The organism is Cupriavidus basilensis, assembly GCF_000876015.1.
Lineage (GTDB): Bacteria > Pseudomonadota > Gammaproteobacteria > Burkholderiales > Burkholderiaceae > Cupriavidus > Cupriavidus basilensis_B.
This window is the reverse complement of sequence record NZ_BBQM01000036.1, coordinates 14,032-28,381: the sequence shown is the minus strand read 5'-3', so window position 1 is coordinate 28,381 and position 14,350 is coordinate 14,032. Positions and strand designations below refer to the sequence as shown.

Genomic DNA, 14,350 nt, shown 5'->3' with positions numbered 1-14,350 from the left:
GACGTTGACGTTAAGAGGTTGACTTTGAAATCAAACCTTTGAATAAAAAAACCCTAAAAATCAAAAAAAACCCCTCTCCGCCAGATTGCGGTACAGCGCCCGCACACCGAAGGCCCAAGGCGCAATCTCCGTACTCAACCTCACTGTATTGACCAACGCGCCAAGCGCGGGCGCCGAGATCGTCACCACATCACCGAGATGATGCGTGAAGCCGGCGCCCGGCGCATCGCGATCCTTGATCGGCGAGAACATGGTGCCGAGGAACAGCATGAATCCGTCCGGATACTGGTGATGCGCCCCGCAGGTCTGCGCGATCAGATCGGCCGGGTCGCGGCTGATCTCTGCCATGTGGCTCACGCCTTCCAGCACGAAGCCGTCGTCGGCGCCTTCCACGCGCAGCGACACGCTGGCGTGGCGCACGCTGTCCAGCGTGAAATGCCCATCGAACAGCCGCACGAACGGGCCGATCGCGCATGAGCCGTTGTTGTCCTTGCACTTGCCGAGCAGCAGCGCGGAGCGGCCTTCGATGTCGCGCAGGTTGACGTCGTTGCCGAGCGTGGCGCCGACCGGCTGGCCGGCGGCGTTCACCGCCAGCACGATCTCCGGTTCCGGGTTGTTCCACACCGAGGCCGGATGCAGGCCGACGTCGGCGCCGAAGCCGACCGCCGACATCGGCTGCGATTTCGAGAACACTTCGGCGTCGGGGCCGATGCCGACTTCCATGTATTGCGACCACGCGCCGCGCCGCTCGAGTTCGGCCTTGAGCCGCCGCGCGGCTTCGGAGCCGGGCTTGATCTTCGACAGGTCCGCGCCGATCAGCGCGGCGATGGTCTCGCGCACGTCCCGGGCGCGCGCGGGGTCGCCGCCGGCCTGTTCCTCGATCACGCGCTCGATCAGGCTGACCGCGAAGGTCACGCCGCACGCCTTGATGGCCTGCACGTCGCACGGCGCCAGCAGCCGCGTCGCGTTGCCGGCGGCGCCGGGCGCGCTGGCGGCCAGCAGCGCCGCGGCCGGGCCGAGCGCCTCGCCGGGCGCGTGGCGCACGATGTCCGCCGCGTCGGCGCGGTCGAACAGGTCGGCCGTGGTCGGCACGGCGGCGGTGATGTCGAACGCTTCGCCGCCGCGCACGGCGACCACGCAGGGGCCTTCGTGAGCGCCGGCGCGGCGCCAGACGCGCCCGGCCAGCAGCGCCTGATCGAGGTCGTCGGGCAGGCAGCGCAGTGTGTCGGCGGGGCTCATGACAGGGCCGCGCGCGGGCGCGGTGCGAAGGTCCTGGGCAGGCCGGCGCGCGCGATGGCGCCGGTGAACGGCTCGCCGGGCAGCCACGCGGCCAGCGTCTCGCGCATTTCGCGCAGCGCGTCGAGGTCGATGCCGGTGTGCAGGCCCTCGGACTCGAGCAGGAACACGGTGTCCTCGGTATTGATGTTGCCGGTCGCGTTGGGCGCGAACGGGCAGCCGCCGAGGCCGCCGAGCGAGGCGTCGAAGCAGCGCACGCCGGCGTCGAGCGCGGCGATCACGTTGGCCAGCCCCAGCCCGCGCGTGTCGTGGAAGTGGCAGGCCAGCGGCACCTCGCCGGCCAGCGCGCGCACCTTGCGCATCAGCGCGCGCACCTGGCCCGGATGCGCGTAGCCGACCGTGTCGGCGATGGTGATTTCCTCGGCGCCGGCTTCCAGCAGCGTCTCCACCAGCGCCAGCACGGTGCCTTCGTCCACCTCGCCGGCGATGGTGCAGCCGAACGCGGTGGCCACGCCGGCGCCCAGCACCACGTGCCGGCCGCTTTCGTCGCGCGCGGCCACGATGCGGGCGAAGTCCTCGGCGGACTCGGCCGTGGTGCGCCGGACGTTCTTCAGGTTGTGCGCGTTGCTGGCCGACAGCACGTAGTGGACCTTGGGCAGGCCGGCCTCGAACGCGCGCTGCGCGCCCTTCAGGTTGGGCACCAGCGCGGCGGCGTGCAGGCCGGGGATTGCCAGCGCGCCGCGCGCCACCTCGCCGGCGTCGGCGAACTGCGGCACCACCTGCGGCGGCACGAACGAAGTCACCTCGATCTCGGTGCAGCCCGCGGCCACCATGCGCGCGCACCATGCGAGCTTCTGCGCCGGCGTGAGGATGGTGCGCACCATCTGCAACCCGTCGCGCAGGCCCACCTCGCGGACCTGCGCCGTGTCGTTTGTCGTCATGACTGTCTTCTCTGTCCCGTTACCGTGATTGCGATTGACCTGCTATACCGCGGCGCTGGCCGGCGCGGCGTCGTCCGCCGCCCGCGCGCCGCCATCGGCCGGCGCGGCCAACGGCGCGGAGGAGGTGCGCGGGGCGAACACGATCGCGGCGATGGCGCCCAGCACCATCAGCAGCGAGATCGCGCCGAGGCCGCCGGCCATGCTGTTGGTCAGGGTCTTGATCGAGCCGATGATCATCGGGCTGACGAAGCCGCCCAGCAGCCCCACGCAGTTGATGACGGCGATGCCGCCGGCCGCGCCGCTGCCGCGGATGTAGTCGGTGGAGATGGCCCAGATCAGCGGGTTCGGCGCCAGGATGCCGGCCGTGGCCACCGACAGCGCCACCAGCGACAGCACCAGGTTGCCGTTGATGAGGCCGGCCGCGAACAGCCCCGCCGCGCCGCACAGCATGGCGAGGGCGCAGTGCCAGCGCCGCTCCATGGTGTGGTCGGAGTGGCGGTTCAGCGCGATCAGCGCCACCCAGCTCACGAAGTAGGGGATCGCCGAATAGCAGCCGATCTCCAGCGGGCTGGACACGCCCGAGCTCTTGATCAGCGTGGGCAGCCAGAAGCCGATGGCGAACACGCCGGCGATCTGCGTGAACCAGACGAAGCCCATCACGTACACGCGGAAATCGGTGAGCGCGCGCCCGAAGGTGTGCTCGCTGTGGGTCTCGCTCACCGCCGAGCTGCGGTGCAGGTCGCGGGACACCAGCGCCTTCTCGCCGTCGCTGAGCCAGCGCGCCTCCTGCGGGCCGTTGTCGAGGTAGAAGATGGCGAGGATGCCCAGCACCGTGGCCGGCAGCCCCTCGACGATGAACATCCACTGCCAGCCCTGCATGCCGTGCGCGCCGTCGAAGTGCGTCATCAGCCAGCCCGACAGCGGCCCGCCCAGCAGCCCGGCGATGCCGGTCGCGCAGGTGAAGATGGCGATCACCTTGGCGCGCCGCTCCACCGGGTACCAGCGCGTCAGGTAGAAGATCACGCCCGGATAGAGCCCGGCCTCGGCCAGCCCGAGCAGGAAGCGGATGGTGTAGAGGTGCGCGGGCAGCGTGACGAAGGCCGTGGCGGCGGCGATCAGGCCCCACAGGATCATGATGCGCGAGAAGGTGCGCTTGACGCCGATGCGCGCCAGCAGCAGGTTGCTGGGCACTTCCATGAGCACGTAGCCGACGAAGAAGATGCCGGCGCCGATGCTGTAGGTCAGGTCGCTGAAGCCGACGTCCTGCTTCATGTCGAGCTGCGCGATGCCGATGTTGATGCGGTCGAGAAAGGCGAACACGTAGCACAGGAACAGGAACGGGATCAGCCTGAGCGTGATCTTCCTGTAGGTGCTCTGAGCCTGCGGGTCGCCGAGGCTGGCGCTGTTGTGGTTCATCGTTGTCTCCTCCGGTCGGTGCCGGCTGTTGCTTGATGATGCTCCGGCGGCGCCCGGTGGCGCCGCCGTGGGCCGGCCGGTCATGGCCGGCCGGTGTTTCCTGCCTTGCGCGTCAGCACCCCCTGAACGCCGGCTGGCGCTTCTCGTTGTAGGCGCTGATGCCTTCCAGGCGGTCCGCGGTCGGGATCAGGCGGTTGTACGCCTCGATCTCGACGAACAGCCCGGTGTGCAGGTCGCTCTGCATGCCGAGGTCGATCGCCTTCTTGGCCTGCGTGACCGACAGCGGCGCGCTGGTGCAGATGTCGCGCGCCGCGTCGATGGCGTCGGCCAGCACGCGGCCCGGCTCGCTGAGGTGGTTGACCACGCCCCACGCCAGCGCCTGCTCCGCGCTGAAGCGCGCGCCGCGGAAGATCAGCTCCTTGGCGCGCCGCGTGCCGATGGTACGCGGCAATTGCTGGGTGCCGCCGCCGCCCGGCATGATGCCGCGCTTGACCTCGGTGAAGCCGAACACGGCGGTCTTCGACGCGTAGGCGAAGTCGCAGGCCAGCAGCAGCTCCAGCCCGCCCGCCACCGCCGAGCCGTTGGCCGCGCAGATCAGCGGCAGCGGGCAACTGGTGATGGCGCGGTTCATGCGCTCGAACAGGTAGTGCTGCGCGCCGAACTGCGCGTCGGTCATGCCTTCGCGCTGCTTGAGGTCGGCGCCGCCGCAGAACGCGCGTTCGCCGGCGCCGGTCAGGATGGCGCAGCGGTACAGCGACGGGTCGGCTTCGAGCGCGCCGAACACGCGCAGCAGCTCGTGCCCCATCGGCGTGCTGATGGCGTTGGAAACCTGGGGCCGGTTGAGCTGGATCACGAGTATCTGTGCGTCGATCTCTTCGAGCCGCAGGGTGTCCAGCGGCGCGGGGCCGAGGTGCGATGCGATTTTCATGGTGTCTCCTGTTGCAGGTGCGCGGGCATGTGCGTGTGCGTGCCCGCCAGCAGATGATTGTGTTCGCCGAGCTTCGGCGTGCGCCCGGTGGCGGCCGGGCGCTGGCCGCCGAACGAGACCGGCAGGCCGACCACGGTGGCGGCGCCGTCGTCGGTGGTGCGCAGCAGGTCCAGCGCCTCGGTCTGCGCGTGCGCGACCACCTGGTCGAGGGTCTGGATCGGCCCGCACGGGATGCCGGCGGCGTCGAGCGCGGCCAGCCAGTGCGCGCTGCCGGCGCGCGCGAACGCCTCGTGCAGCAGCGCGATCAGCTCGGCGCGGTGGCTCACGCGCGCGCCGTTGGTGGCGAAGCGCGGGTCGTCGGCCAGCGCGTTGGTGCCGAGCACCTCGCACAGCCGGCGGAACAGGCGGTCGTTGCCGGCCGCCACCATGATGGTGCCGTCGGCGCAGGCGAACGCCTGGTGCGGCACGATGGCCGCGGTGCCCGAGCCCCAGCGCCCGGGCAGCACGCCCGAGGCGAGGTAGTCGGCGATCTGGATGCCGCCCCAGGCGATCGCGGTCTCGTACAGCGACACCGAGACGATCTCGCCCGCGCCGCTGGCCTGGCGCCGGAACAGCGCCGCGAGCACGCCGATGGCGGCCCACAGCCCGGTGCCCATGTCGTTGACCGACACCGGGATGCGGCTCAGCGGCTCGCCGGGGCTGCCCATGAAGCTCATCAGCCCGGCCACGGCCTGCACCAGCGGGTCGTAGCCCGGCTTGTCGCGCCACGGCCCGCTGCTGCCGAACGCGCCCAGGTTGCAGTACACCAGCGAGGGCTTGTCGCGCAGCATGGCCTCGGCGCCCAGCCCGTATTTCTCGGTGCCGCCGGCCTTGAGGTTCTGCAGCACGACGTCGGCGCGCTCGCGGATCAGCTCGCGCAGCCGCGCGGCCTGCTCCGGGTCCGACAGCGACATCGCGATGCTGGCCTTGCCGTGGTTGACGGCGTGGAACAGCGCCGCCGCGCCGTCGACGAACGGCGGGCCCCAGTCGCGCGCGTAGTCGCCGCCCTGCGCGCTTTCGATCTTGATGACCTCGGCGCCGAGCGCGCCGAGGATCATGCCGGCATAGGGCGCGGCCAGGCTGTGGCCGATCTCGACCACGCACACGCCCGCCAGCGGCAGCGGCCGGTCCATGTCCGCCGCGGCGCTCATTGGTCCGCCACCGCCAGCGCGGCGTCCGCGCCGGTTTCCTCGGCGGGCGCGCCGGCGTCTGCGCCGGTGTTGACGCGGTAGAACTCGCGCGCGGCCTGCGCGCTGACGTAGCCGTCGGCCACGTCGGCCAGCACGCGCTCGCGCTCGCGTTCGAGCGGGTCGCCGTAGCCGCCGCTGCCGGCCGGCTGCACCACCACGCGGTCGCCGCGGTAGACCACGGTCTGGCCGCCCTTGGCCGGCACCTTGTGCTCGCTGCCGTCGGCGCGGCGCACGGTGCACTGGAAGCGCGTGCCGGGCAAGCCGCCGAAATGGCCCTCGGGCGCCGAGCGGCCGCGCTCGCCGGACACCGTGAAGGTGGCCTCGTCGTAGGCCACGCGGTAGACGCGCCGCGAGGTCAGCCCGCCGCGCCGGCGGCCAGCGCCGCCGCTGTCGGTCACCAGCGACCATTCCTCCACCGTCAGCGGCGAGGTGCGCTCGATCATCTCGACCGACTGGCTGCCCGCGTTGCCGACGTAGACGCGGATGCCGCTCACGCCGTCCTTGCCGGCGCGCGCGCCCATGCCGCCGGCGTGCACGTCGTGCATGGTGACGAAGGGCTGGCCGGTCTGCCGCACGCGCTGCGCGTCGGTGTCGCGCCCGCTGAAGATGCCGGCGCACGACGCGCAGTTGCTCTGCCCGGTGATGCGCTCGGGCACCGCCGGCGCCAGCGCCTTGAGCAGCAGGTCGATCACGCGCGGCGAGGTCTCGGTGTTGCCCGACACCACCGAGGCCGGGTACTCGCAGTTCAGCACGCTGCCCGGCGGCGCGATGATGGTCACGGGCCGGTAGCAGCCCTGGTTGATGGGGATGCTCAGGTCGGTCAGCGCCTTGACCGTGAACCACGTGCTGTTGCAGGTGACGGACAGCGGGCAGTTGATGCCGCCGCGCACCTGCGCGCCGGTGCCGCTGTAGTCGAAGGTGATGTGGTCGTCCTCGACCGTGATCCTGACCTTGAGCAGCGGGCGCTCCTGCTTCCAGCCCGGCGCCTCGATCGGGTCGAGGTATTCCTCGGCTTCGTACACGCCGTTGGGGATGCGGGCGATCTCCGCGCGGATCAGCTTCTCCGAATGGTCCAGGCTCTGGCGCATCACGTCGCGCAGCGCCTCGGCGCCGTACTTGCCGACCAGGTCGGCGATGCGGCGGTCGCCGACGAAGGTGCCCGCGTACTGGGCCTGGATGTCGAGGATCAGCTCGTGCGCGTTGCGGCTGTTGCGCGTGAGGATCTCCAGCATGTCGCGTACCGGCTCGTCGTTGCGGTACAGCAGCACCGGCGGGATGCGGATGCCCTCGGCGAACACGTCCCAGGTGGTGACGGTGTAGCTGCCCGGGGTCTGGCCGCCGATGTCGGTCCAGTGGCCGCGCGTCATCACGAAGGCGACGATCTTGCCGTCGACGAACACCGGGCGCGTGAACTGCACGTCGGGCTGGTGGTTGCCGCCGCCGACGTAGGCGTCGTTGCTGACGATCACGTCGCCGGGGCGCAGGTTGTCGCGGCCGATGGTCTCGACCGACACGCGCGTCGAGATGACCGCCGAGCCCAGCATGGTGGGGATGTCGTTGCCCTGGGCGACGAGCTGCATGTCGGCGTCGAAGATGGCCGCCGAGGAATCGCCGCTGGCGTGCATCAGCGGGCTGCCCGCGGTGCGCATCATGGCGATCTTCATCTCCCGCGCGATGGCGAAGAGACTGCTGCGGATGATTTCGTAGGTAACAATATCCATGAGTCAGGCTGCCAGTTCGATCACAAGATTGAGGTCCGAGTCCACGCGCGCCGTGTGCGACGCCTTGAGCACCGCGCAACTGCTGTGCTCCTCGATCACGGCCGGACCCTCGATGCACGCGCCGACCGGGATCTCGTTGCGCGCGAACACCGGCAGCGTGCGCACGCCGCCGTCGAAATACACGTCGCGCGTGCGCACCGCGCGGGCCTCGCCGAGACCGTCGGGCTGCGTCACGCCGCCGCGCCAGCCGGTCGCGGTGATCAGTTGCAGGCGCAGGTTGGCCACCACCACGGGCTTGTCCTTGCTGATGAAATTCCACTGCCGCTGGTGCGCCGCCTCGAACTCGCGCGCCAGGCTCTCGCACAGGCCCGCTTCGCCGTCCTGCACGGCCACGGTGATGACGTCGGGCTGGCCGGCGTAGCGGCAGTCGGCCAGGCGCACCGCGCGCACGTCGCGCGGGTCCACGCCGTGGCGGCGCAGCTCGTCGGTGCCGATGGCGAGCAGGTCGTCGAGCTCGCCGGACAGGCGCGCGTCGTCGCACTGCGCGAGGTCGCACTCGACCGGGCTCTGGTAGTCGTACTGCTGGTCGGCCACGGTCATGCCGAAGGCGCTGAACAGGCCCGGCAGCGGCGGGATCACCACGCGGCGGATGCCCATCTCCTGCGCCAGGTCGACCGCGTGCACGGGGCCCGCGCCGCCGTAGCAGATGTAGGAGAACTCGCGCGGATCGTAGCCGCGCTCCACGGTCATGATGCGGATCGCCTGCGCCATCAGCGCGTTGGCCACCGAGCGCACCGCCTGCGCGGCCTCGGGCACGCTCATGCCGAGCGGGCGGGCGATGACCTCCTCGACCACGCGCCAGGCCGCCTTGGCGTCGAGCTGGAATTCGCCGCCGAGGAAGTTGTCTGGGTCGATGTAGCCGAGCACCAGGTTGCAGTCGGTCACGGTGGCGTGCTTGCCGCCGCGGCCGTAGCAGGCCGGGCCGGGATCGGCGCCGGCGCTGGCCGGCCCGATGCGCACGCCGCCGCCGGCGTCGATCCACACGATCGAGCCGCCGCCCGCGCCGACCGAGTCGATGTCGATGCTGGGCGAGCGCACGGTGTAGGTGTGCAGCAGGCTCTTGTTGCGGATCTCGGGGCGGAATTCGCGGATCAGCGACACGTCGAAGGTGGTGCCGCCCATGTCGCCGAGGATGGCGTTGCGCAGCTCGCTCTTCTCGCAGTTGCGGATCGCCGCGCTGACGCCGCCGGCCGGGCCGGACTCGAGCAGCACGATGGGCCGGTCGGCCACCATCGCCGGGCTGGCCAGGCCGCCGTTGGACTGCATGAAGAGGAACTTGCCGGCGAAGCCCAGCTCCGCCAGCGCGTCGGTCAGGCGGCCGATGTAGCGCCCGCACACCGGGCCCAGCATGGCGTTGATCACGGTCGAGCTGGCGCGCTCGTACTCCATCGCCTCCGGGTTGACCTCGTGCGAGGCGCTGATGAAGCGGCCCGGCAGCAGCCGGCGCAGCGTGTCGACCACGGCGCGCTCGTGGGCCGGGTTGACGTGCGCGTGCAGCAGGCACACCGCCACCGCCTCGACGTCCGAGGCGCGGATGCGCTCGGCGATCTCCACCAGCTCGTCGTGGTCCAGCGGCGTCTCGACCTCGCCGTCGTAGCGCAGGCGCTCGGTGACTTCGAGGCGCCAGCGGCGCTCGACCAGCGCGCGCGGGTTGTCGAACAGCAGATCGTAGAGGTCGGCGCGGTCATGGCGCGACACGCGCCGCAGCTCCAGGATGTCGCGGAAGCCGCGCGTAGTGACCAGCGCGGTTTTCGCGCCGGTGCCCTCGACCACCATGTTGGTCGCCATCGTGGTGCCGTGGCCGAGGAAGGAGACGTCGGCGCTGGCCGTGCCCGAGATCTCCAGGATCTTGCGAAACCCCTCCACGGTGCCGACCACGCGGTCCTTCGGCGTGGTCGGCACCTTGGTCGACCAGATGCGGCCGGTGTCGTCGTCCACCATCACCACGTCGGTGAAGGTGCCGCCGACGTCGATTCCAATTCTTCTCACTTTGCCTATCTCCATTTGCTGGCATCTCGATGCGGAACTCGCGGCTCCCGTCGCAGTCAGTCGGGGAACCGTTCGCGCTGCGGTGCAGCATCGCCGCATGCTGTCGCGCCGTCCGGCCAGCGGCCACGTGTTGGGCTATGATCGGCCGCTGGATCGCTGCCGCGCGCCGCGCTTTCGCGCCGGCGGCTGCCGATGCTGCAATGTAGAAGGCACGGGCAGCGTGCAGATAATGAAAACTTCCGATCACGTGAGACAGTGGAGTTATATCGGTGATAACCAGTATCGATGCGATCCTGAGGAGACTGCGCGGCAATCACATCGCGCTGCTGATCGCGCTCGACGACCACGGCTCGCTGCGCAAGGCGGCCAACCAGGTGTCGCTGTCGCAGCCGGCCACCACCAAGTCGCTGCGCGAGATCGAGGCGATGTTCGGCGCCGACCTGTTCGCGCGCTCGCCGCGCGGCATCGTCGCCAATGAGATGGGCCGCTGCGTGATCCGCCACGCGCGCGTGATGCGCGCCGAGGTCGGCGCGCTGCGCGACGAGCTCGCCGCGATCATGCGCGGCGGTGGCGGCACGCTGGCCGTGGGCGCGGTGATGGGATCGGTGCCGGTGTGGCTCACGCCGATGCTCAAGACCCTGCGCGAGGTGCAGCCCGATATTTCGGTGGAAGTGTGGGAAGACAACAGCGCGCGGCTGCTGTCGATGCTCGACCAGCGCCTGCTCGACCTCGTGATCGGCCGCCCCAGCGTCAGCGTGCATCCCGACGCCTACGACTTCGTGCCGCTCGATACCGAGGAAGTGTGCTTCGTGGTGGACGGCGCCGACCCGCTCGCGCGCGATCCGTCCATCACGCTGGCCGACATCGCCGCCAATCCGTGGATCGTGCCGCAGGCCACGCTGCCGATGCGCTCGCTGCTGGAGCAGCTGTTCGAGGACGGCGGCCTGCCGTTCCCGCGCTACGCGATCGAGACCTCATCGACGTTCGCCACGCTGTCGCTGCTGCGCTCCGGCGCGGGCACGGTCGGCCTGATGCCGCTCAAGGTGGCGGAGTATTTCGCGGAATACGGCCTGATCGCCATCCTCGCCATCCCGGTCGAGCGGCGCGGCCCGCCCTACGGCATCGCGACGCGGCGTGGTTCCACGTTGATGCAGCCGGTGCAGAAGTTCATCGACTTGTGTCTGGAGCGCGGCGCGGTGCGGTGAGGCGCGCCTTCACCACACCCCAAAAAACACCCCCGCCTGCTTGTGGACGTTGGTCTTCGCCGCGACCTCCTCGCTGGTGACGGTGGTGCGCGGCTTGAGCGTGCAGAACCACTCGAGCAGATGCGTGCGCATGGCGGAGCGCACGGGCTCGAAGCCGGCGTCGGCGCCGAGGTCGAAGAACTCGTCGGGATCGTTTTCGAGGTCGAACAGCTGCGGGCGGAAGCCTTGCCAGTGCACGTATTTCCAGCGCGCGTCGCGCACCATCCAGGCGCGGCATTCGCCGGGGTGCCGGCCCAGCGCCACGCGCGCGCCGCGGTAGGCGTAGTCGAGTTCGGAGACGACGAAGCCGCGCCACGCGCCGCGGCCTTCGCCTGCGCGCGCCTGCGTGAGGTCGAGCAGCGAGCGGCCTTCGACGCGGTGGTCGGCGGGCGGCAGGCCGAGCGCGTCGAGCACGGTGGGCACCACGTCGACGGCGCTGACCATGCGCGCGTCGGCGCTGCCGCGCGTGGCGTCGGCGGCGGGCGCGGGGTCGTAGACGATCAGCGGGATCTTCTGCACGGTGTCGTAGAACTGCTCCTTCTCGCCGAGCCAGTGGTCGCCGAGGAAGTCGCCGTGGTCGGCGGTGAAGACGATCAGCGTGTCCTGCCAGCGGCCCAGGCGCTCGAGCTGCTCCCATAGTTCGCCGAGGCGGTCGTCGATCTGCTGCACGAGGCCCTGGTAGGTCGGGCGCACGGTGTCGGAGACTTCGCGGCGCATGAAGTTGGCGCATTCTTCCTGCGTGCGGTAGGCGTCGAGCACCGGGTGCGGGTTCTCCAGTTCGGCGTCGTGGCGCCTGAGCGGCAGGCAGTCGTCGAGCGTGTAGGCGGCGTGGTAGGGCGCGGGCGCCATGTAGGGCCAGTGCGGCTTGACCAGCGACAGGTGCAGCACCCACGGGTCGTCGCCGCGCGCGGCGATGTATTGCATGGCCTGCCCGACCGTGTACGCGGTTTCCGAATGCGGCTCGGCCACGCGCGCGGGCAGCCCGGCGTTGCGCATGTGCCAGCCGGAGACGATCTCGCCGCGCGCGTTCTCGGCGCTGATGACGTAGTCGGTCCACGGGTCGGCGCTGTCGTAGCCTTGCCGGCGCAGCCACCCGGCATAGGCGCCGCGCGGCTCGGCGTGGTGGCCGTCGTGGCGGTCGACCTCGACGAAGTGGCCGCTGCGCAGCAGCGTTTCCAGCTCGCTGCCGCCGTCGAGATGCAGGCGCCTGAGGTTGGCGTTGTCGGGCATGACGTGGGTCTTGCCGGCCAGCGCGAGCGCGCGGGCGCTGTCCTTGAGGTATTCGCCGAGCGTGACTTCGCCGAGCGACAGCGGCACGCGGTTCCAGGTGGCGCCGTGGCTGCTCGGGTAGCGCCCGGTGTAGAAGCTCATGCGGCTCGGCCCGCAGACGCCGGAGGTGACGAAGGCGCTGGTGAAGCGCACGCCGCGCGCGGCGAGGGCGTCGATATTGCGCGTGCGCAGCGTGGGATGGCCGTAGCAGCCCAGGTGGTCCTGGCGCAGCTGGTCGCACATGATGAAGAGCGTGTTGCGGGCGGTCATGGCAGCTTGAGGTCGGTTGGCGTGGGCGTTATGCGTATCGATGTGACGAATAACATGGGATCGAAACGTCCTGATGTTTTTCAGTCGCCCGTATAACCGGAGCTTTTCACCACCGGGCCCCAGCGGCTGGCGTCGGCCGCCAGCACCTTGGCGAACTGCGCGGCGCTGCCGCTCTGCGGCTCCAGCCCCAGCCTGAGGAAGCGCTCGCGCAGGTCAGGCGATTGCAGCGCCTGGACGATGGCCGCGTTGAGGCGGTCGAGCGTGGCCTGCGGCGTGCCGGCCGGCGCGAGGAAGCCGTAGCGGCCCACGCCTTCGATGTCCTTGTAGCCGAGCTCGGTAAACGTCGGCACGTCGGGCAGGGCGGCCGAGCGCTGCGTGCCGGAGCTGGCCAGCACGCGGATCTTGCCGGCGCGGTGCATCTCGGCCAGGTCGGCCAGCGTGTCGACCGAGGCCGGCACCTGGGCGCCGACCAGCGCGTTCATCAGCGGCGCCGAGCCGTTGAACGGCACGTGCAGCATCTCCACGCCGACCTGCCTGCCGAACAGCAAGCCGAAGAAGTGCGGGATGCTGCCGAGCGCGGGCGAGGCGTAGGAGTTGTTCTTGGCCGGGCTGGCCTTGAGCCAGTCGATGTATTCCCTGAGCGATTTCGCCGGCGTGCCGGGCCCGGCGGCCAGCGCGAGCTGGAAGTTGGCGATCTGCGCCACCGGCGCGAAGTCGCGCCGGAGGTCGTAGTTGAGCTTGCGGTAGACCAGCGGGGCGATGGTCATGACCGCCGAGTTGGCCACCACCAGCGTGTTGCCGTCGGCGGGCAGGCCGCGCGCGTAGTCCATCACCAGCCGGCCGCCGGCGCCGGGCTTGTTCTCGACCACCACGGTCTGCCCGAGCGTCTCGCGCAGCTTGTCGCCGACCAGGCGCGCGGCGAGGTCGGCGGTGCCGCCGGCGGGATAGCCCACCAGGATGCGCAGCGGGCGCTCGCCCTGGGCGAGCGCCGGGGCGGCCGGCGCGATGGCCAGCAGGGCGGCCGCGGCGGCAAGGGCGGGAACGAGGGCGCGCAGCAGTCTGGCGAGGGTCATGGAGTCTCCTGTGGGGTCGGCGGCGGGCGCGGCGGGAGCAGCCCCGGGGCCGGCCAATTGATCGGTACGGCCGAGGTGCGCCAACGAAGGATTGCGCGCATCGATCCGCGCCCGGCATGCCTTGCCCCGGCGCCGCCGGACCGTACCCGGCGCCGGCGCGGATGCCCCGCAGCGTGCCGGTTTCTGTGTGCCACGGACGCTAACACCAGCCCATATAATTGACAAAATCAACCAATTTTGCGGGTGCGGCATGAAGCAGGCCACGGACGATGGCGAAACGGGCGGCGCAGGCCGGCGCGGCGCGGACCCGGCTGACTGCGCGGCTGACTGCGGGGACAATGGCGCGGCCAACGGCGCGGACGATTGCACGGACAGCCCGGATAGCCGAGCCGGCCACCCCGCCGATCCCGCCGACCCCGGCCACATCCTGCGGCATCCGGCCCGCCTCGCCGATTTCCTCAACTACCGTCTCTACCACCTGAGCCGCGTGGCGCTCAATGCCAGCGGGCTGCACCTGCGCGCCGCCGCCGGGGTGAGCCGGCGCGAGTGGCGCATGCTGGCCTTCCTCGGCGAGCAGCCCGGCACCCGCCTGACCGAGCTGGCGCGCAGCGCCGGGCTGGACAAGGTGCTGGCCAGCCGCGCCGTGCACGCGCTGATGGCGCGCGGGCTGGTGCGGCGCGACACGCGCGCGCAGGACCGGCGCGCGGCGGCCTTCGCGCTGACGGACGAGGGCGAGGCGGTCTACCGGCGGGCTTTCGATCAGGCGCGGGCGTTCAATGCCCGCCTGGCCGGCTGCCTGTCGGCGGACGAGGCGCGCGTGCTGGCGGACTGCCTGGCGCGCCTGCACGCCGAGGCGGAAGTCCTGCTGGCGCAGGCCGGGACGCTGCCGAGCAGCGTACCCATGCCTGCGCCGGCGCCGCCGGACTGGTGGCGCCGGACGTGAGGCGCCCGGCGGCGTCTCCTGCAGCGCCGCC

Annotated in this window: 11 protein-coding genes; 2 read left to right on the top strand and 9 right to left on the bottom strand. The window is 70.9% G+C overall.

The features are described 5' to 3' along the window. Positions 1–60 precede the first annotated feature (60 nt). From KF708C_RS33530 to KF708C_RS33500, 7 genes are all read right to left on the bottom strand, one after another. Entirely contained in the window at positions 61–1,239 is a 1,179-nt protein-coding gene (locus tag KF708C_RS33530) for a fumarylacetoacetate hydrolase family protein (protein ID WP_059416124.1), read from the bottom strand. Further along, the gene (locus KF708C_RS33525; protein ID WP_020205653.1) at positions 1,236–2,177 is read right to left on the bottom strand and encodes a hydroxymethylglutaryl-CoA lyase; all 942 of its coding nucleotides are present in this window, start codon (positions 2,175–2,177) and stop codon (positions 1,236–1,238) included. The genes KF708C_RS33530 and KF708C_RS33525 overlap by 4 nt, the downstream gene beginning before the upstream one ends. Positions 2,178–2,219: 42 nt before the next feature. Further along, the gene (locus KF708C_RS33520) at positions 2,220–3,593 is read right to left on the bottom strand and encodes an MFS transporter (RefSeq protein ID WP_059416121.1); all 1,374 of its coding nucleotides are present in this window, start codon (positions 3,591–3,593) and stop codon (positions 2,220–2,222) included. Positions 3,594–3,705: 112 nt separating this feature from the next. Continuing rightward, positions 3,706–4,521, bottom strand: a complete 816-nt coding sequence (locus tag KF708C_RS33515) for an enoyl-CoA hydratase-related protein (RefSeq protein WP_020205655.1) — start codon at positions 4,519–4,521, stop codon at positions 3,706–3,708. Then, positions 4,518–5,711 (bottom strand): CaiB/BaiF CoA transferase family protein, encoded by a 1,194-nt coding sequence (locus tag KF708C_RS33510; RefSeq protein ID WP_082080214.1) that lies wholly within the window; start codon positions 5,709–5,711, stop codon positions 4,518–4,520. The genes KF708C_RS33515 and KF708C_RS33510 overlap by 4 nt, the downstream gene beginning before the upstream one ends. Beyond that, entirely contained in the window at positions 5,708–7,471 is a 1,764-nt protein-coding gene (locus tag KF708C_RS33505) for a hydantoinase B/oxoprolinase family protein (protein WP_059416120.1), read from the bottom strand. The genes KF708C_RS33510 and KF708C_RS33505 overlap by 4 nt, the downstream gene beginning before the upstream one ends. Before the next feature lie 3 nt (positions 7,472–7,474). Continuing rightward, positions 7,475–9,520 carry a hydantoinase/oxoprolinase family protein gene (locus tag KF708C_RS33500; RefSeq protein WP_020205658.1) on the bottom strand — a complete coding sequence of 682 codons (2,046 nt, stop codon included), beginning with the start codon at positions 9,518–9,520 and terminating at the stop codon, positions 7,475–7,477. Positions 9,521–9,789: 269 nt separating this feature from the next. Between KF708C_RS33500 and KF708C_RS33495 the strand changes: the two genes are divergently transcribed. Further along, positions 9,790–10,725 carry a LysR family transcriptional regulator gene (locus tag KF708C_RS33495; protein ID WP_020205659.1) on the top strand — a complete coding sequence of 312 codons (936 nt, stop codon included), beginning with the start codon at positions 9,790–9,792 and terminating at the stop codon, positions 10,723–10,725. Between the two features lie 9 nt (positions 10,726–10,734). Here the strand turns inward: KF708C_RS33495 and KF708C_RS33490 are convergent, their stop codons facing one another. Next, positions 10,735–12,303 carry a sulfatase-like hydrolase/transferase gene (locus KF708C_RS33490; protein WP_020205660.1) on the bottom strand — a complete coding sequence of 523 codons (1,569 nt, stop codon included), beginning with the start codon at positions 12,301–12,303 and terminating at the stop codon, positions 10,735–10,737. Positions 12,304–12,383: 80 nt separating this feature from the next. Beyond that, the gene (locus tag KF708C_RS33485) at positions 12,384–13,376 is read right to left on the bottom strand and encodes a Bug family tripartite tricarboxylate transporter substrate binding protein (RefSeq protein ID WP_059416118.1); all 993 of its coding nucleotides are present in this window, start codon (positions 13,374–13,376) and stop codon (positions 12,384–12,386) included. A gap of 250 nt (positions 13,377–13,626) precedes the next feature. Between KF708C_RS33485 and KF708C_RS33480 the strand changes: the two genes are divergently transcribed. Continuing rightward, positions 13,627–14,319, top strand: a complete 693-nt coding sequence (locus KF708C_RS33480) for a MarR family winged helix-turn-helix transcriptional regulator (RefSeq protein ID WP_156174054.1) — start codon at positions 13,627–13,629, stop codon at positions 14,317–14,319. Positions 14,320–14,350 lie beyond the last annotated feature (31 nt).